Here is an 18,988-nt window from a genome sequence, read left to right as displayed (position 1 = left end):
CAGTCTTTTCCACAAAATGTGGAAAAGACTGCCCGTTTTTTGCAATGCAAGGGGCGTTATACGCCCGTATTACGCAAAAAATTCGTATTTTCAGGCGTTTGACCCCCAAAACCCCAAATTTTAGAAGGAGGAATTCCAAATGAGAAACCTCAAGCGGGTTCTCGGTCTGGCTCTCGCCGCTGTCATGGTCCTGTCCATGATGGTCGTCGGTGCCGGCGCCGCGAACTATGACGACTTCTCCGACAAGGACGAGATCGTCAACACCGAGGCCGTCTCTGTCCTGGTCGAGCTGGGCGTCATCGCCGGCAAGGACGACGGCTCCTATGATCCCACCGGGATCGTGACCCGTGCCGAGATGGCCAAGATGATCTGCGTCGTCCTGAACGGCGGCAAGGATCCCAGCCTGGGCAACGTGGCCAACTACAGCTACAACGACACTGTGGGCCACTGGGCTGCTGCGTACATCGAGTACTGCTCCAACCTGGGCATCGTGGCCGGCGACGGCACCGGCAACTTCAACCCCAACGCCACTGTGACCGGCTCCGAGGCCGCTAAGATGCTGCTGGTGGCCGCCGGCTACCAGGCCGCCATCGAGGGCTTCACCGGCGCCAACTGGGCTGTTGCCACCAACGTCCGCGCCAACCAGGTGGGCCTGTACGATGGCCTGGCCATCAACCCCTCCGAGGGCCTGTCCCGCGACAACGCCGCCCAGATGGTGTACAACGCCCTGAGCGCCTACGTGGTCACCTACAAGTACACCCTGGTCACCGACGGCAGCTCCATGAGCTCCATCCCCGAGCTGGAAGTTGGCACCACCACCGTGCTGGCCGACAAGTTCGGTGTTGCCACCGTCGAGGGCGTCGTGGTCGCCAACGAGTTCGCCAACCTGGACGGCACCAAGGCCATGGACGAGGGTGAGACCCGCGTCAACGTCACCAACCACAACGACGGCCAGAGCACCTACAGCAACGGCAACAACACCTTCAAGGTCTCCACCGGCAAGGCCGAGCTGGGCCAGGCTGTGACCCTGTTCGTCAAGCCCTCCACCACCGCCGCCTCTACCTCCACCAAGGGCACTGTCATCGGCTCCGTCATCACCAACAGCGACAACACCGTTGTTGTGGACAATGGCCGTGACTCCCTGGCCGATGTGGCTGACGACAACAAGCTGGAGCTGAAGACCGCCGAGTCCAGTGATGGCGCCACTGCTCAGGCTGCTGCTACTCAGGTGGCTGCCAGCTATGGCTCCGCTTCTTACCTGACCTCTGCTGCCTCCACTGCCGATGGTGTCCGCGGCACTGTCCGCACCCTGATCGACAACAACGATGACGGCATTGTCGAGTACGTCCTGACCGAGTCCTACCTGCTGGGCAAGGTCACCACCTACAAGACTGATGACTCCATCAAGCTGAACAGCTCCACCAGCCTGGAGTATGACGCTGAGGATGTTGTGGGCTTCGACGACGTGGCCAAGGGCGATTATGTCCTGTACGCCGAGATCGGCGGCAAGCTGTACGTGGAGAAGGCTGAGTCCGTTAAGGGCGAGCTGGAGGCCTACAACGCCAACAAGAGCCTGACCGTGGACGGCACCAAGTACACTACCTCCGACCTGGCTTTCTATGCTGACGGCGGTAAGCTAGTGGCTGCCAATGGCTTTGCCACTTTGGACAAGACCGCTACCTTCTACCTGGATAAGTCCGGCTATGTGATTGCCGTGGACGGTAGCGCCGCCAGCAGCGACTATGCCTTCCTGATGGATGCTGCCACCCTGAGTGGTGTTGACGCCCAGATCGAGGTCAAGGTTGCCCTGAATGACGGCACCGTTAAGACCTACATTCTGGACGAGGACAACAGCACCGGCATCACCGCTACTTCTCAGAACGTCCTCTGCACCTACACCCTGGGCGATGACAACGAGATCGCTCTGGACGCTGTGTCTGCCACTGAGGTCAGCAACACCGCCATCGAGGTGAAGAAGGGCAATGCTACCGTGACCGGTATCAGCGGCAAGTACGCTGACTCCGACACCGTGTTCTTCTATGTCTCCGATAAGGTGACCAGAGGTAATGTTTATTCTCTGACCAATGACTCCATCCTGGTTGCCAACGTCGGTTCTTCTGGCCGTCAGCTTATTGCTGATGACGTGAACGTCTATGTGGGCAAGGACAATGTCTCTGGTCTGGACACCACCACTGACTTCATCTACTACGCTGACTCTGATAACAACATCAAGGCTGTTGTGGCTGTCACCGATTCTACCACCGGCACCTCTGATTACATTTACCTGTATCAGTTCCTGGGCCGGAACTCCAACGGCGGTCTGTACAATGCCATCATCGACGGCGAGCTGGTGGAGAACGTTACCGTCACAACCAAGACCACCGCTAACGATCTGGGCCTCTACACCTACACCACCACCTCCAAGGGCTATTACAAGACCACTGGCGGCACTGGTGTACTGGGTACCATCGATCGTCTGGACGGCAACTCCATCATCCTGAGCGATAATAACGAGTACACCCTCCAGTCCGACACTGTGTATGCCACTATTGACGGCTCTGACACCGAGCTGGAAGCCACTCTGAATGAGGGCGACGTGGTTATCGTGAAGGCTGACTCCGTGAAGGACATCGATGCCATCTATGTGCTGGAGTCCTACGACGAGGCTAATGCCAACGTCGTGAAGTATGGTTCCAACCTGACCTATACTTCTTCCACTAAGACCTTTGCCGGCGCTTGGAGCACTCTGTCCACTGGCAACGCGGTTCTGGGCGAGCTGACCATTTCCGGTGGCGCTACTGCTTACCTGGTCCCCGCTGCTACCTGCACTCCCGCTGATGTTGCTACCCTGACCAGCACCGAGCTTGGTACCATCTCTAGTGCTGCTGTCACCAGTACTAGTACTTCTGCTACCTCTTATCAGCTCTTTGTGGTCGCCGATGACGACGCTACCTACAGCCTCTTCACCGTTACCCTGAGCTAAACATCTTCTCAGCACATAAAACACCCCCGGGTTCCAAGAGCCCGGGGGTGTTTTTACACGTTTCTATACCGGTTTACAAAAGGAGCAGGCCGTAGTCGTAAAGGGTACAGCCGTCCTCCCCCGCGGTGAGGGTCCAGGTGAGGGTGAGTGTCTCCCCCGCCGGGGCGCTGCCCCGCCACTCCTGCTCCGTGCAGGCTATTCCGTCCATGGTCTGGGTCTGCCGGGTGCTGTACAGGGTCAGCTCCGTGCCCGCCAATGTGGGTGTCACCGCCCCACCCGCCGACCGGGCGAACAGCATCACCTGGGCGCAACCCTCCGGCATCGCTTGCTCTGTGACAGTCAGGGTCCCCTCCTCCGCCGCCAGCGGTGTGATAAGAGCTGTGCCGGCTAGGCAGTTTTCGCTGGTCACGGCGAAGTCCAGAGAGGAAGCTCCGCCTTTGGGAAAGCCCAGCCAGTACTGGTCCCCCGGCAACAGGAGCAGCGGCTCCTCCAGTGTTACCTCCCGATTTCCGGTCAGGGTTGTAAAGGTCACCTCCTGCTCCCGCACCTGGGTCCCATTGAGCCAGATCTGTAACTTGACGGTGCTGGACGAACCTGTGTATCTGATGGTGAATCGGAATCCGGCCAAAACCCCCGCCCCCACCGCTGTGCGGGTCTGTGTGTAGAATGCCCCGTAATACGGTGTGCCGTAGCTGCTTCCGGCGTCGGTCCAGCTCTCCTCGTCCACGGAAGACAGCCGCAGGGCCTTGTCCCGGACCAACAGTTCGTCGTCCTTTTCTTCGACGCCGCTCTCGTCCAGGAAGCCGTCGAAGATTAGTCCCCGCTTGTAGCCGGTGTACTTGCCCTCATAGTAGTTTTGCAGGATCAGGTTGTAGACGTTGTAGGCGGCGGCATCCAGCCCCGTCCGCAGCCCGCCCAGTGCGGCGTCGATTTTTGCGTTGTCCTGATTGAACTCCTCCCGCAGGAATTTGTCTTCCCCCTGCCACTGACACAGGCCATAGTTTTCGGTGTATCCGCTTGCCATCAAGCATCCCTCCTCACCCTTGGGCGCTCCGAGGCCCCATGTTGCACGCCCTACCCATCACCTGGGCCCTCCCCTGCCCTTCTCCCCCGCCCAGCCCTATAACCTGGACGCAACCAATCCAAAACAGCAAAAAAGGGGCCGCTGCCAATGGCAGCGGCCCCGCGTGCTTATCTTAACTTACTTCTTGAGGTTGAAGAAGGCATCCTTGCCCTGGTACTGAGCCACCTCGTCCGCGTCGTCGCAAAGTCCGCTCCAATCGGGAAGCCCAGGCATGGGCATCCCTCTCTCCGCTCCCTTGCTCCTCCTTCTCCCCGACCGACCCGCTTCGCTGGGCTCGGTCGGGGGCCCCGGAGCTGGACGAGCAAAAAAGGGGCCGCTGCCAATGGCAGCGGCCCCGCGTGCTTATCTTAACTTACTTCTTGAGGTTGAAGAAGGCATCCTTGCCCTGGTACTGAGCCACCTCGTCCGCGTCGTCGCAAAGTCCGCTTCCGTCGGGACGCCCAAGTGTGGGCATCCCTCCTTCCGCTCCCTTGCTCCTCCTTTCCCCGACCGACCCGCTTCGCTGGGCTCGGTCGGGGGCCCCGGAGCTGGACGAGCAAAAAGCGGGGCCGCTGCCATTGGCAGCGGCCCCGCGTGCTTATCTGAACTTATTTCTTCAGGTTGAAGAAGGCGTCCTTGCCCAGGTACTGGGCCACCTCGTCCAGCTCCTCCTCGATGCGCAGCAGCTGGTTGTACTTGGCCACGCGGTCGGTGCGGCTGGGAGCGCCGGTCTTGATCTGGCCGGCGTTGGTGCCCACCACGATGTCGGCGATGGTGGTGTCCTCGGTCTCACCGGAGCGGTGGGACACGATGGCGGTGTAGCCGGCGCGGTTGGCCATCTGGATGGCGTCCAGGGTCTCGGTCAGGGTGCCGATCTGGTTGACCTTGATGAGGATGGCGTTGGCGATCTTGTTCTCCAGGCCCATCTTCAGGCGCTCGGTGTTGGTGACGAACAGGTCGTCGCCCACCAGCTGCACACGGTCGCCCAGAGCCTTGGTCAGCATCTGCCAGCCTTCGATGTCGTCCTCGCCCATGCAGTCCTCCATGGAGATGATGGGGTAGTTGTCGGCGAACTTCTTCCACATGTTGACCATCTGCTGCTTGGTCATGGTCTTCTTGGCCTTGGGCAGGTCATAGCAGCCGGTCTCAGCGTTGTACCAGTCGGACACGGCGGCGTCGATGGCGATCATGAAGTCCTCGCCGGGCTTGTAGCCGGCCTTCTCGATGGCGGCCACGATGCACTTGAAGGCGTCCTCATCCTTCTTCAGGTTGGGGGCGTAGCCGCCCTCGTCGCCCACGCCGGCGGCGGGAGTGCCGTTCTCCTTGAGGACGGTCTTCAGGGTGTGGAAGACCTCGGCGCACATCTGGAGGGCCTTCTTCCAGCAGCAGGCGCCCACAGGCATGATCATGAACTCCTGGATGTCCACGTTGTTGGTGGCGTGAGCGCCGCCGTTGAGGATGTTCATCATGGGCACAGGGAGGGTCTTGGCGTTGACGCCGCCAATGTAGTTGTAGAGGCTGACGCCCAGGCTCTCAGCGGCGGCCTTAGCGCAGGCCAGGGAGGCGCCCAGGATGGCGTTGGCGCCCAGACGGCTCTTGTTGGGGGTGCCGTCGAGCTCGATCATGGCCTTATCGATGGCGGTCTGATCCAGCACGTTCATGCCCACCAGGCACTCGGCGATCTCGTTGTTGACGTTCTCCACGGCGTTGAGCACGCCCTTGCCCAGGTAGCGCTCCTTGTCGCCGTCCCGGAGCTCGCAGGCCTCATGGACGCCGGTGGAGGCGCCGGAGGGCACGCTGGCGCGGCCCACAGTGCCGTCTTCCAGATAGACTTCCACCTCGACGGTGGGATTGCCGCGGGAGTCCAGGATCTCACGGCCCAGGACGTCAACGATCTCGATGATCTGCTTCATGGATAAAAACTCCTTTCATGTTGAGGCGGGCGTGCCCGCCATACAGGGACGTTTTGTGGGGGCGGACCTCCGTCCGCCGGGTCAACTTTTATGGTAAGGCGGAAGGTCCCTCCCGCCGGATACCCTTTACAGGATCAGGGTCTCGCCGTCCATCTCGGCGGGCTTTCTCCCCCCATGCGGCTTCCGCCGTACGGGGTCCCCCGGGAATGACTACACATGCTCGGCGGGAATGAATCCCGCCTGTGCCAAGGTCTTGGCCTTTCCGCCAAGACGCTTGTGCGGCGCATACGCGCCGGTCCTGAAAAAGCCCTTAGTTGAGGATCAGGGTTTCGCCGTCCATCTCGGCGGGCTTTTCCAGGCCCATCAGGTCCAGCATGGTGGGAGCGATGTCGGCCAGCTTGCCATCCCTCAGCTTCACGTCGGCGCCCACGATGTAGAAGGGCACCGGGTTGGTGGTGTGGGCGGTGTAGGGGGTGACGCCGTCATCCTCCAGCATACGGTCGGCGTTGCCGTGATCGGCGGTGATGAGGGAAATGCCGCCCATCTTGGAGGTGGCCTCCACCACACGGTTGACGCACTCGTCCACGGTCTCCACTGCCAGCCGGGCGGCCTCGTACACGCCGGTGTGGCCCACCATGTCGCAGTTGGCGAAGTTGAGGATGATGACATCGTAGTTGCCGCTCTCGATGCGCTCCACGCAGGCGTCGGTGACCTCCTTGGCGCTCATGTCGGGCTTGAGGTCATAGGTGGGCACGGAGGGAGAGGGGATGAGGACCCGGTCCTCGCCGGGGAAGGTCTGCTCCACGCCGCCGTTGAAGAAGAAGGTCACATGGGCGTACTTCTCGGTCTCGGCGATGCGCAGCTGTGTGAGCCCCAGGTTGGAGATATACTCGCCAAAGATGTTGGTGAGCTTCTGCTTGGGGAAGGCCACCGTCACGTTGGGCATGGTGGCGTCGTACTCGGTGGTGCACACAAAGTGGAGGGGGAAATACCCCTTCTTCCGCTCCAGGTCGGTGAAGTCGGGGTCCACCAGAGCGCGGGTGATCTCCCGGGCCCGGTCGGGGCGGAAGTTCATGAAGATAACGGAGTCATTCTCGGAGATGACGGCCTCCTTGCAGCAGAGGACGGGCACCACGAACTCGTCGGTGACCTCGGCGTCATAGGACTTCTGGACAGCCGCCACGGGGTCGGCCTCAAAGGGGGCCTCACCCATGACCAGGGCGTCGTAGGCCTTCTGGAGGCGCTCCCAGCGCTTGTCCCGATCCATGGCGTAGTACCGGCCGGAGATGACGCCGATGTGGGCGTTGCCCAGGTCCTGGCACTTGGCCTGAAGCCGGGCGACAAAGTCCTTGCCGGAGGCGGGGGGCACGTCGCGGCCGTCCAGGAAGGCGTGGACATAGACCTTGGTAAGGCCCCGCTGCTTGGCCATATCCAAGGCGGCGAAGATGTGGTCGATGTGGCTGTGGACGCCGCCGTCGGACATCAGGCCCATGATGTGGAGGGCCGTACCCCTGGCCTTGCAGTCGTCCATAGCGGCCACATAGGCCTCATTGGTGAAGAAATCGCCGTCGGCGATGGCCTTGGTGATCCGGGGCAGGTCCTGGAAGACCACGCGGCCGGCGCCGATGTTGGTGTGGCCCACCTCGGAGTTGCCCATCTGACCGTCGGGCAGACCCACATCCAGGCCGGAGGCCGACAGCTTACAGCCGGGGTTCTCGGCAAAGATGCGGTCCAGGTGAGGCTTCCGGGCGTTGGCAATGGCGTTGCCCATGGTCTCCTCACGCAGGCCGAAACCATCCATAATGATCAGCGTGGTAGGTGTTTTATTCATATCTGAACCTCGTATTCTAACTCAAGTCACAAAATGCCCACTCACAGCAGCGTGGAGCTCTCTGCGGAGCGAACAAGGCGCCGTCCGTTCCCCATGTGGGCCGTCAAAGCCCCCTCGGAGAGCGGAGGGGGGGCACGCGGGGGGAACAGGTTCCCGCCCGCGAGGCCGCGCGCGCAGCGCTATGCATGTTCCGCAGAACATGCGCGGCCTTTAGTCTTCCTGGTTGGCCGCGTTGATGATCTCCACGAACTGGTCAGGCTTCAGGGAAGCGCCGCCAATCAGGCCGCCGTCCACGTCGGGCTGGGCCAGGAGCTCGGCAGCGTTCTTGGGATTCATGGAGCCGCCGTACTGGATGGTGACGGAGCGGGCCACACGGGCGCCGTAGAGCTTGCGGATGACGGCGCGGATGGCCTGGCAGACCTCACCGGCCTGCTCGGCGGTGGCAGTCTTGCCGGTGCCGATGGCCCACAGGGGCTCATAGGCGATGACCACGTGACGGAGCTTGTCGGCACTGACGCCGGCCAGAGCGCACTTCACCTGATAGGCGATGAGCTCCATGGTGACACCCAGCTCCCGCTGCTCCAGGCTCTCGCCCACGCAGACGATGGGCCGCAGGCCCACCTCCAGGGCGGAGTGGACCTTCTTGTTGACGGTCATGTCGGTCTCGTTGTAGTACTGGCGGCGCTCGGAGTGGCCGATGATGACATACTTCACGCCCAGCTCCTTGAGCATCTCGGCGGACACCTCGCCGGTGTAGGCGCCGTTGGCCTCATAGTGGCAGTTCTCGGCACCGATGGCCACCCGGCAGTCCTTGAAGAGGCGGATGGCGGCGGGGATGTTCACATAGGGGACGCAGAGCACCACGTCGCACCACTTGCCCTTGGGCAGGATGGGCTTGAGCTCTTCGGCAAAGGCCCGGGTCTCGGAGAGGGTCTTGTTCATCTTCCAGTTTCCGGCGATGATGGTTTTCCGGTATCTTCTGTTCATGGGTACGGGACCCCTTTCTTTCCTCATCAGTATGTGTGCGGATAAAATACGGTGGATGGCGCTGTACTGTCACGCTATGGCGGCTGCGCGACGCGGTGCTAGCCCTTCGACTCCGCAGAGACCCATCCGGGCCCATGGCCCTCCTTGGGCTCTCTGCTTCGCTCCGGTCTTAGCCCGCTGCTCCGCACGCCTCCGCGCTTCTTATGCGTCCAGCAAGCAAGCCACGCCGGGCAGCTCCTTGCCCTCCATGAACTCCAGGGAGGCGCCGCCGCCGGTGGAGATGTGGGTCATCTTGTCGGCGTAGCCCAGCTGCTGCACAGCGGCCGCGGAGTCGCCGCCGCCGATAATGGTGATGGCGCTGCTCTTGCTGAGGGCCTCAGCCACGGCCTTGGTGCCGGCGGCAAAGGCGGGGAACTCAAAGACGCCCATGGGGCCGTTCCAGATGACGGTACCGGCGTCCTTCACAGCGTCGGCGTAGGCAGCGATGGCCTTGGGGCCGATGTCCATACCCATGCAGTCGTCGGGGATGTTCATGCTGTCCACAGTGATGGGCTCGGCGTCGGCGGAGAACTCCTTGGCGCACACGGTGTCCTCGGGCAGGAGGAGCTTGACGCCCTTCTCCTTGGCCTTCTTCATCATGTCGTTGCAGTAATCCAGCCAGTCCTCCTCCAGGAGGGACTTGCCCACGGAGCCGCCCTGGGCCTTCAGGAAGGTGTAGGTCATGCCGCCGCCGATGATGATGGTGTCGGCGATCTCCAGCAGGTTGTTGATGACGCCGATCTTGGAGGACACCTTGGAGCCGCCCAGGATGGCCACCAGAGGACGCTTGGGATTGGCCAGGGCGCCGCCGATGATCTCCAGCTCCTTCTGGATGAGGAAGCCGCTGACGGCGGGCAGGTAGTCGGCCACACCGGCGGTGGAGGCGTGGGCACGGTGAACGGCGCCAAAGGCGTCGGACACATAGACCTCAGCCATGGAGGCCATAGCCTTGGCCAGGGCGGGGTCGTTCTTGGTCTCACCCTTCTCGAAGCGGGTGTTCTCCAGCAGCATGATCTGGCCGGGCTTCAGAGCGGCGGCCTTGGCCTGGGCGTCGGGGCCCACCACGTCGGCGGCCATGATGACCTCCTTGCCCAGCAGCTCGGAGAGGCGCTTAGCAACAGGAGCCAGGGACAGCTTGGCCAGGGACTTCTTCCACTCCTCCTCGGTGATGGAGGCGGGGTCCTTGCCCTTCTCAGCCTGCTTCTTCACATAGGAGTCAAAGGTGGCCACGGGCTTGCCCAGGTGGGAACAGGCAATGACGGCGGCGTTCTGGTCCAGCAGGTACTGGATGGTGGGCAGAGCGGCCCGGATGCGCTTGTCATCGGTGATAGCGCCGGTGGTCTTATCCTGGGGCACGTTGAAATCGCAGCGGAGCAGGACCTTCTTGCCTGCCACATCGATGTCTTTGACGGTCTTCTTGTTGTAGTTCATTTGCTGTGCTCCTTTCATCATTTCGAGGCAGAAACTACGGAAACGAACGCTTTGGGGTTGGCTGGAATCGTTTATGGATACGCTTGCCGCCCAGCAGATGCGGGGGCTATTCAACGACGGATATGGGCCGCCTTTTGGGTCTGCCAGGCGCTGCCGCCATCCTTGGCGAGACCGGGGAAGTCCATCTGGCGGAGTGCCTCATAGGTCACAACCGCCACCGTGTTGGCCAGGTTGAGGCTGCGGGCGTCCTCCCGCATAGGGAGGCGGACGCAGCGTTGTGGATACCGCTCCAGGAGCGGCTGTGGGAGCCCTGCGGTCTCCTTGCCGAAAAAGATCCAGCAGCCGTCGGCATAGGCCGCGTCCGCGTAGCACCGGTCGGCTTTGGTGGTGGTGAGCCACAGGTCGGGCTCCGGGTGCTGCCGGAAGAAGTCATCCAGGCTGTCGTAGACATGGAGGTCCAGCAGGGACCAGTAGTCCAGGCCGGCCCGCTTCACCGCCTTATCGGAGATGTCGAAGCCAAGGGGCCGCACCAGATGGAGGCGGCTCCCGGTGGCGGCGCAGGTCCGGGCGATGTTGCCGGTGTTCATGGGGATCTCAGGCTCGACCAGCACGATATTTATCATACACAAGCCCTACCCCTTTCAATCGACAGTTTGCCAGCGCACTACATTGTAACGCAACACCGTCAGAATTACAACATAAAAATTGCGAAATGGCGCAAAATTTTCAATCTTTTTTCAACTGAAGCACAGAAATAGGCCAAAATCGAAAAGAATGCTTTCCCTCCCCCGGGAGATGTGCTATGATATGATAAACTGGGGTAGGATTTTTAATAGGAGTGTGACCTCATATGGCAAAGAGAGAAGGCTGTCAGCGGGTCGTGGTGAAGGTGGGCACCTCCACCCTCACCCACGATACCGGACGGCTCAATTTATATAGTATGGAGCGGCTTTCCAGGACCCTCTCCGATCTGGAGGGGATGGGACATGAGATCATTCTGGTCTCGTCGGGCGCCATCGGCATCGGCACGGCCAAAATGGGCCTTGCTGAGCGCCCCACCCAGCTGCGCATGAAGCAGGCGGCAGCGGCGGTGGGCCAGTGCATGATGATGCACCTCTACGACAAGATGTTCGGTGAATACAACCGGGTGGTGGCCCAGATCCTGCTCACCGGCGAGGACGTGGACGCCCCGGTGCGGGCGGAGCACCTGCACAACACCTTTGAGTCCCTGCTGGAGCTGGGGATCATCCCGGTGGTAAACGAAAACGACTCGGTGTCCTCCGCGGAGATCGAGACAGGCAAGTGCAAGGTGCTGGGCGATAACGACACGCTGTCCGCCATGGTGGCCCGGCTGTGCCGGGCGGACCTGCTGGTGCTGCTGAGCGACATCGACGGTCTCTATGACAGCGACCCACGGCAGAATCCCGAGGCCAAGCTCATCCACCGGGTGGAGGCGGTAACGCCGGAGCTCCGTGCCATGGCGGGGGGCGCCGGCTCCTGGCGTGGCACTGGGGGCATGGCCACCAAGCTCAACGCCGCGGAGATTGCCATGGCGGCCGGGGTGGACATGGTCATCACCAACGGCACCCGACCGGAGGACCTGTACGGCATCCTGCGCGGGGAGGACATCGGTACCCGTTTCCTGGCCGTCCGTTCCTGACCACCTACCTTATATATACTTATTCCTTTTTCACTCTTACTTCTTACTTTGAATCAGGGGGGATCTTCATGACCATTCTGGAGACACAGGGCCTGGCAGCCAAGCACGCCGAGCGAGTTCTGGCCGTGGCCGGCACCGCCAAAAAGAACGCGGCGCTGGAGGCCATCGCCGAGGCACTCTATCAGAATCAGGGTTACATTCTGGCGGAAAATGAGAAGGACCTGGCCGCCGCCATGGCGTCGGGGATGAAGCAGTCCCTCCTGGACCGGCTGGCCCTGAGCGCCCAGCGGATGGACGGCATCGTGGAGGGCGTGCGGCAGGTGGCCGCTCTGCCCGACCCCATCGGTCAGGTGACCGAGATGTCCACCCGGCCCAACGGCCTCATCATCGGCAAGCGACGGGTGCCCCTGGGGGTCATCGGCATCATCTACGAGGCCCGGCCCAATGTGACGGTGGACGCCGCCGCTCTGTGCCTGAAGTCGGGCAACGCCGTCATCCTCCGGGGCGGCAAGGAGGCCTTCCGGTCCAACAAGGCCTTTGTGGCCGTCATGCGGGACGCTCTGGAGTCGGCGGGCCTGCCCCGGGACTGCGTGGCCCTGGTGGAGGACACCAGCCGGGAGAGCGCCAATGAGCTCATGGGGCTCACCGGCTATCTGGATGTGCTCATCCCCCGCGGGGGCGCCGGCCTCATCCGGGCGGTGGTGGAGAATGCCAAGGTCCCCGTCATCGAGACGGGAGTGGGCGTATGCCATGTGTACGTGGATGCCAAGGCCGACCTGGACATGGCGGCCCGGATCATCTATAACGCCAAGACCTCCCGCCCCTCGGTGTGCAATGCCGCCGAGTGCCTGCTGGTCCATGCCGACGTGGCGGCAGACTTTCTGCCCAAGGCCAAGGCGCTGCTGGATCAGAAGCATGTGGAGCTGCGGGGCTGTCCCCGGACGGCGGCCATTCTGGGAGAGTGCGTAGTGCCCGCCCAGGAGAGCGACTGGGACACTGAGTACGGCGACTACATCCTGGCCGTAAAGGTGGTGGACAGCTTCGACGGGGCGTTGGACTTCATCAACACCCATGGCTCCGGCCACTCCGAAGCCATCGTCACCGAGGACTACTCCGCCGCTCAGTCCTTCCTGGACCGGGTGGACGCGGCGGCGGTGTATGTGAACGCCTCCACCCGCTTCACCGACGGCTTTGAGTTCGGCCTGGGGGCGGAGATCGGCATCTCCACCCAGAAGATGCACGCCCGGGGACCCATGGGACTCACCGAGCTCACCAGCTCCAAGTACATCATCTACGGCAACGGCCAGGTGCGGTAAACACCTGCGTGTCCGACCAAAACAAGAAAGCGCGGGACCAGTTGAACTGGTCCCGCGCTTTTTGGTATCCTTTTACTTCTTCACGCTGGGGTCCTTGACGTCGCTCTCCAGGAGGGCCTTGGCGGAGGCGCACAGGCCGGCCAGGCCCTGGATCTCGGAGGGGATGATGATCTTGGTGGCTTTGCCGTCGGCGGCGGCCTGGAAGGCCTCCAGGGCCTTGATCTTCACCACCTGATCGTTGGGGGCGGCCTCGTTGAGGAGCTTCAGAGCCTCGGCGGTGGCCTGCTGGACCTTCAGGATGGCCTCGGCCTCGCCTTCGGCCTTCTTGATGGCAGCCTCCTTGGCGGCCTCGGCCCGGAGGATGAGGGACTGCTTCTCGCCCTCGGCCACCAGGATCTGGGACTGCTTCTGGCCCTCGGCCTGGAGGATGGACTCACGCCGCTCGCGCTCGGCCTTCATCTGCTTCTCCATGGCGTCCTGGATCTCTCTGGGCGGGATGATGTTCTTTAGCTCCACACGACCCACCTTGATGCCCCAGGGGTCGGTGGCCTCATCCAGAAGCATGCGCATCTTGGTATTGATGATGTCCCGGCTGGTGAGGGTCTGATCCAGCTCCAACTCGCCGATGATGTTACGCAGCGTGGTGGCGGTCAGGTTCTCGATGGCGCTCATGGGGTGCTCCACGCCGTAGGTGTAGAGCTTGGGGTCGGTGATCTGGAAGTAGATCACGGTGTCGATCTGCATGGTGACGTTATCCTTGGTGATAACGGGCTGGGGGGCAAAATCCACAACCTGCTCCTTGAGGGAGACCACCTTGGCCACCTTCTCGATGAAGGGGACCTTGAAGTGGATGCCCACGCCCCACACGGAGTGGAAGGCGCCCAGACGCTCCACCACGTAGGCTTTGGACTGCTGGACCACCTTGATGTTGGCGGCCAGGATCAGAATGACCAGAATGATGAGGATGATGGGGACGATGAATCCCCCAATAGCGGCCAATAGCTCCATAAAACTTCCTCCTTTTCTCAGATGCCGCAGCGCTGATTCAGGGCTGGGCCTGCTGGGGATCGCCGGCAACGCCGGCAGGGGCGACGATGACCTTGACGCCTTCGATGCGGAGCACCTGGACCTTGCTGCCCGCGGGAATGGGCCGGTCGTCCTCAGTCTTGGCGGTCCAGTCGGCGCCGGAAATGGAGACCCGTCCCTTTCCCTGGATGTTGTCGATATCCTCGGTGACCACAGCCTCCCGTCCGATGACCCGGTCGGCGTTGGTAGCCACCTTTCGGTCATTGACGAAGCGCTGGGCCAGGGGGCGTACCAGCAACAGGGTCAGGAAAGAGACCCCCAGGAACACCACGATCTGCACGATGACCGGCGCCGACGCGGCAGCTGCGGCCAGTGCACCCAAGGCGCCCAGGGCGAACCAGATGGAGGTGAGCCCCACCGTCACCGCCTCCAGCACGCCGAAAAGCACCATGGCAATGAGCCAAAAGAGACTCATACTCATCCATATCCCTCCTTATGTACGGACGGCCCCGTTTCAGGGCCTCCGGTTCTGGCTTCATCATATCACATCTCCCAGCGAATAGCTAGTAAATTATCTGCCATTTGGAAAAGGGTTTGCCAATTCCACAGGACTCCGGTATAATGAGGTAAAATGACATTTTTATCGTCTTGAATGCATGATTTCCCCACGTCCGCGGACGCGGGGAGGAATAGGAGCAATGTATGGAACATCTGGAGCTGGCCATCCCCACCCTGTTCGGTCTGGAGGGACTGTGTGCCGACGAGCTGCGGCGGCTGGGCCTTTCCGACGTGCGGGCCGAGAACGGCCGGGTCCTCTGCGCCGCCCGCCCCGCCGACATCCCCCGGGTCAATCTGAACCTGCGCACCGGCGAGCGCGCACTGGTTTTGCTGGGGAGCTTCCCCGCCGGGGACTTTGACGCCCTCTTCGAGGGGGTCCGCGCCCTGCCCTGGGAGGACTTTCTCCCCCGGGACGCCGCCTTTCCGGTGAAGGGCCACTGTCTCAACTCCGCCCTCCACGCCGTCCCCGCCTGTCAGTCCATCGTGAAAAAGGCGGTGGCCGCCCGGCTGGGCGCCAAATACGGCCTGGAGCAGCTCCCCGAGACCGGCAGCCTCTATCAGATCCAGTTCGCCATCATGAAGGATACCGCCAGCCTCTACCTGGACACCACCGGCGCCGGGCTCCACAAGCGGGGCTACCGTGCGGTGGGTGTGGTGGCGCCCCTGCGGGAGACCCTGGCCGCCGCCATGGTGATGCTCTCCAAATACCGGGGCCGTGACCCCTTCTGTGATCCCTTCTGCGGCTCGGGCACCATCGCCATCGAGGCCGCCCTCATTGCCAAGAACCGTGCCCCCGGCCTGGACCGGAGCTTTTCCGCCCAGAAGTGGGGGTTCGTGCCCGCCAGCGCCTGGATGGAGGCCGCCGACGAGGCCATGGACAAGGAGTTCGACGGGGAGTATGACATCTGGGGGGGCGACATCGACCCCAAGGCGGTGGCCATCGCCCGCTCCAACGCCGAGAAGGCGGGGGTGGAGGACCTGGTCCGCTTCGAGGTGGCCGACGCCCTCTCCTTCCACCGGGAGGCCCCCTACGGAAAAATCGTTACCAATCCCCCCTACGGCGAGCGGATCATGGAGAAGAAGGAGGCCGAGGACCTGTACCGTGGCTTCGGCAAGGCCTTCCGGTCCCTCCCCGACGGCTGGACCCTCTCCCTCCTCTCCTCTCACACCGAATTCGAGCGCACCTTCGGCCGGAATGCCGACCGGAAGCGCAAGCTCTACAACGGCATGCTCAAATGCGATCTCTTCCTCTACGGAAAGCGAGGTGCTCAGCATGAAAAGAAGCGGTAAGCTCCGTGGCCTGGCGGCCCTGGTCCTGGCCCTGTCCATGACCCTGTCCTGCGCCCTGGCCGCCCCCACCATCCACGGCTACCAGGAGGGTCTGGCCAAGGCCAGCGAGAACGGTCTGTGGGGCTTTGCCGATTCCTCCGGCAAGGTGGTCATCCCCATCCAGTACCAATCGGTGCTGGACTTCACCCTGGGCACAGCTCTGGTGCGCATCAACAACAAGATGGGCCTCATCCGGCAGGACGGCACCTATCTGCTCCAGCCGGAGTACGACACCCTGGAGAACCTGGGCTATGGCCTGTACCTGGCTGAGAAGGGCAACCAGTGGGGGGTGGTGAGCATGCTCCCCTTCCCCGATGAGCAGGGCGGCACCACCCAGGAGTTTTTCCCCTTTGTCTATGACGCCGTCCGCACCGACAAGGTGGACGGTCTGGACGCCCTGGTGCTCACGGCCGGTGGCGCCGATACAGTGGTTCCCCTCTCCACCCTAAAGGACCAGATGGTCCAGCGGCAGGTCCCCTCTGCCCAGTTCCCCCTCATCAAGGGGCGTCTCCCCTCTTACACCGACGTCTCCCCCCGGGACTGGTTTTCTGTGTGGGCGGACCTGGCCTACAACCTGAACCTGATGCAGGGCGTGGGCAACGACACCTTCGCCCCCAATCAGACCCTGACGGTGGCCGAAGCCCTGAAGCTGGCCGCTTTCATGGAGAGCCAGGCTACCGGAGACACCTTCCACCTCCAGCCGGTGACGGGCACCCCCTGGTACAAGTCCTCGGTGACCTACTGTGAGGCCAGCGGTATTATCTCCACCGGGGAGTTTACCGACTTTGGGCGGCCGGTGACCCGGGCCGAGATGGCCTATATCTTCTCCCGCACCAGCCTGGGCCGGAGCATCCCGGAGATCAACAGTCTGAACCGGGTGAAGGCCGCTGTCCCCGATGTCAAGACCGGCGACTATGCCGCCGAAGCCATTTTCGGCCTCTATGCCAAGGGCATCCTCACCGGCAGTGACGGAGACCTCACCTTCCGGCCCAACGACAGCCTCACCCGCGCGGAGGCCGCCGCTATCGTCACCCGCATGGCCCGGGCCGAGCAACGCATCTCCCTGTGGTAAGTTCTTCCCCCAAAAGGGTCCACCGCTTCCCGCATGGATTGCTCCCTATTTACTTCCAATCATTCCATATGGAACGTCAATAGGAAGTGTTGGAATTGACAGGCAAATTTTTTCAACGACTGAAACAGCTCCGCAAGTCTCATCGGGTGACCCAGGAGCAGCTGGCTGCGCATCTGGGCATCTCATACAGCGGCTATCGGCGGTATGAGTCCGGAGAGCGGGACATGCCCCTTTCCATTGCAGTAAAGCTGGCAGATCTCTACGGCATTGCGCTGGATGAGCTGGTTGGCCGGACACCGCCCTGCCAGTGACTGATCCACACCAAAAGGAGGCTCTTCCCTTGAAGCACCTCTTTCTCATCAACCCGGCCGCGGGCAAGCGGGGCAGCACCGACGCCCTGTGCCGCCAGATCACGGAGACCTTTACCGGTCTGGGGCTGGACCACGAGCTCTTCCTGGGCGCCGCCCCCGGGGACTGTGAGCGCCGTGCCAGGGCGGCGGCGGAGTCAGGCGAACCGGTCCGGCTCTATGCCTGCGGTGGCGATGGCACCCTCAACGAGGTGGTGAACGCCGCCGCCGGCTTTGACAACGCCGCCGTCACCAACGTGCCCAAGGGCACCGGCAACGACTTCATCAAGCTCTTCGGCCCCACCTACCGGACGGCCTTCTCCGACCTGGCTGCCCTGGCTGCCGGTCCTCAGGCCGCCTTTGACCTCATGGACTGCAACGGCCGCCTGGGCATCGACGTGTGCTGTGCCGGGGTGGACGCCCGCATCGCCGCCGACGTCCACAAGTACAAGGCCCTCCCCTTCCTGGGCGGTATGGCGGCCTACACCGCCTCTCTGGTGGTCAACGTCCTCTTTAAGGGTCTCTGCCGGCCCACCGTTATCCGGGCCGGGGACACCGTCCTGGACGGCGAGAGCACCATCATCTGCATCTGCAATGGCCGCCACTACGGCGGCGGCTTCATGCCGGTGGGAGATGCCCAGCCGGACGACGGTATCCTAGACATGCTGGTGGTCCCAAAGGTAAGCCGTTTCACCTTCTTCCGCCTTCTGGGCGCCTATTCCACAGGTCACTACCGGGATCACCCGGAGGTTCTCTCTCACTTCCACGGCACGTCTTTCTCCTTCTCCTCCCCTCAGGAGCTGACGGCGGTGGTAGACGGAGAAGTCATGCGTTCCAAGTCATTTACCGTCTTCCTCTCCCCCAAAAAGGTGTGGTTTTTCTACCCCGCCGGTCTGGATTATCACATCCCCGGCGGCTGAGTCTGGCACTCCGCCTGTCCCTTTGTGAACAAAAGGTGAATTTTCCGAAAAACAGCCCCCAATTTTCAAAATTGGGGGTTGATTTTTTTGGCAAGGAGAGGTATCATCATACTCGAAGTTAGCACTCATGTTTTTCGAGTGCTAACACCTGAACGTAGATGGACAAAACCATAACCATATAAGGAGGAACCTCAAATGAAGCTCAAGCCCCTTGCAGACAGAGTGATCATCAAGATGGTGGAGGCCGAGGAGACCACCAAGAGCGGCATCATCCTCACCGGCGCCGCCAAGGAGAAGCCCGAGATGGCCGAAGTCATCGAGGTGGGCCCCGGCGGCATGGTGGACGGCAAGGAAGTCGTCATGACCGTGAAGAAGGGCGACAAGGTCATCACCAGCAAGTACGCCGGCACTGAGGTGAAGCTGGACGGCGAGGAGTACACCATCGTCCGTCAGGGCGACATCCTGGCCATCGTGGAGTAAGATCCGGTCTGTATTTTCAGTTTTCAGGGCGCG

Annotated in this window: 16 protein-coding genes; 8 read left to right on the top strand and 8 right to left on the bottom strand. The window is 62.1% G+C overall.

What is annotated here, in order from left to right:
- Window positions 1-139 precede the first annotated feature (139 nt).
- Window positions 140-2,983: an S-layer homology domain-containing protein gene (locus tag E0E29_RS17520; RefSeq protein WP_130851033.1), complete on the top strand. Its 2,844-nt coding sequence runs from the start codon at window positions 140-142 to the stop codon at window positions 2,981-2,983.
- A 73-nt stretch (window positions 2,984-3,056) separates the two neighbouring features.
- Here the strand turns inward: E0E29_RS17520 and E0E29_RS17515 are convergent, their stop codons facing one another.
- From E0E29_RS17515 to E0E29_RS17490, 6 genes are all read right to left on the bottom strand, one after another.
- The gene (locus tag E0E29_RS17515) at window positions 3,057-4,007 is read right to left on the bottom strand and encodes a hypothetical protein (protein ID WP_130851032.1); all 951 of its coding nucleotides are present in this window, start codon (window positions 4,005-4,007) and stop codon (window positions 3,057-3,059) included.
- A gap of 647 nt (window positions 4,008-4,654) precedes the next feature.
- Complete coding sequence (eno, locus tag E0E29_RS17510; protein WP_130851031.1) at window positions 4,655-5,959, bottom strand: phosphopyruvate hydratase; 1,305 nt, start codon at window positions 5,957-5,959, stop codon at window positions 4,655-4,657.
- Window positions 5,960-6,269: 310 nt separating this feature from the next.
- On the bottom strand, window positions 6,270-7,790 hold the full coding sequence (gene gpmI, locus E0E29_RS17505) for a 2,3-bisphosphoglycerate-independent phosphoglycerate mutase (protein ID WP_130851030.1): 1,521 nt from the start codon (window positions 7,788-7,790) through the stop codon (window positions 6,270-6,272).
- 210 nt (window positions 7,791-8,000) lie between these two features.
- On the bottom strand, window positions 8,001-8,777 hold the full coding sequence (gene tpiA / locus E0E29_RS17500) for a triose-phosphate isomerase (protein ID WP_130851029.1): 777 nt from the start codon (window positions 8,775-8,777) through the stop codon (window positions 8,001-8,003).
- A gap of 201 nt (window positions 8,778-8,978) precedes the next feature.
- Window positions 8,979-10,247, bottom strand: coding sequence for a phosphoglycerate kinase (locus E0E29_RS17495; RefSeq protein ID WP_130851028.1), 1,269 nt, complete (start codon window positions 10,245-10,247; stop codon window positions 8,979-8,981).
- A 110-nt stretch (window positions 10,248-10,357) separates the two neighbouring features.
- The gene (locus E0E29_RS17490) at window positions 10,358-10,870 is read right to left on the bottom strand and encodes a tRNA (cytidine(34)-2'-O)-methyltransferase (RefSeq protein WP_130851084.1); all 513 of its coding nucleotides are present in this window, start codon (window positions 10,868-10,870) and stop codon (window positions 10,358-10,360) included.
- 227 nt (window positions 10,871-11,097) lie between these two features.
- On the opposite strand from E0E29_RS17490, the gene proB reads away from it, so the two are divergent.
- Window positions 11,098-11,907 carry a glutamate 5-kinase gene (proB, locus tag E0E29_RS17485; protein ID WP_130851027.1) on the top strand — a complete coding sequence of 270 codons (810 nt, stop codon included), beginning with the start codon at window positions 11,098-11,100 and terminating at the stop codon, window positions 11,905-11,907.
- Window positions 11,908-11,975: 68 nt separating this feature from the next.
- Entirely contained in the window at window positions 11,976-13,223 is a 1,248-nt protein-coding gene (locus E0E29_RS17480; RefSeq protein ID WP_130851026.1) for a glutamate-5-semialdehyde dehydrogenase, read from the top strand.
- A gap of 72 nt (window positions 13,224-13,295) precedes the next feature.
- Here E0E29_RS17480 and E0E29_RS17475 read toward each other — a convergent pair whose 3' ends face one another.
- The gene (locus tag E0E29_RS17475) at window positions 13,296-14,231 is read right to left on the bottom strand and encodes an SPFH domain-containing protein (RefSeq protein WP_130851025.1); all 936 of its coding nucleotides are present in this window, start codon (window positions 14,229-14,231) and stop codon (window positions 13,296-13,298) included.
- 37 nt (window positions 14,232-14,268) lie between these two features.
- Window positions 14,269-14,730, bottom strand: a complete 462-nt coding sequence (locus tag E0E29_RS17470) for an NfeD family protein (RefSeq protein ID WP_130851024.1) — start codon at window positions 14,728-14,730, stop codon at window positions 14,269-14,271.
- A gap of 221 nt (window positions 14,731-14,951) precedes the next feature.
- On the opposite strand from E0E29_RS17470, the gene E0E29_RS17465 reads away from it, so the two are divergent.
- From E0E29_RS17465 to E0E29_RS17445, 5 genes are all read left to right on the top strand, one after another.
- Window positions 14,952-16,097, top strand: coding sequence for a THUMP domain-containing class I SAM-dependent RNA methyltransferase (locus tag E0E29_RS17465; RefSeq protein WP_130851023.1), 1,146 nt, complete (start codon window positions 14,952-14,954; stop codon window positions 16,095-16,097).
- Window positions 16,081-17,208 (top strand): WG repeat-containing protein, encoded by a 1,128-nt coding sequence (locus E0E29_RS17460; protein WP_130851022.1) that lies wholly within the window; start codon window positions 16,081-16,083, stop codon window positions 17,206-17,208. Before E0E29_RS17465 ends, E0E29_RS17460 begins: the two co-directional genes overlap by 17 nt.
- Before the next feature lie 95 nt (window positions 17,209-17,303).
- A complete protein-coding gene (locus E0E29_RS17455) occupies window positions 17,304-17,519 on the top strand; it encodes a helix-turn-helix transcriptional regulator (RefSeq protein ID WP_165449971.1) in 216 nt (71 codons plus the stop codon).
- A 29-nt stretch (window positions 17,520-17,548) separates the two neighbouring features.
- Window positions 17,549-18,475: a diacylglycerol/lipid kinase family protein gene (locus tag E0E29_RS17450; RefSeq protein ID WP_130851020.1), complete on the top strand. Its 927-nt coding sequence runs from the start codon at window positions 17,549-17,551 to the stop codon at window positions 18,473-18,475.
- 195 nt (window positions 18,476-18,670) lie between these two features.
- The gene (locus E0E29_RS17445; RefSeq protein WP_130851019.1) at window positions 18,671-18,955 is read left to right on the top strand and encodes a co-chaperone GroES; all 285 of its coding nucleotides are present in this window, start codon (window positions 18,671-18,673) and stop codon (window positions 18,953-18,955) included.
- The last annotated feature ends 33 nt before the right edge of the window (window positions 18,956-18,988 follow it).

This window comes from Intestinimonas timonensis (genome assembly GCF_900626145.1).
In the GTDB taxonomy this organism is placed as follows: Bacteria; Bacillota; Clostridia; order Oscillospirales; family Oscillospiraceae; genus Intestinimonas; species Intestinimonas aquisgranensis.
The sequence above is the reverse complement of the archived record's forward strand: the minus strand, read 5'-3'. Positions and strand labels throughout refer to the sequence as shown.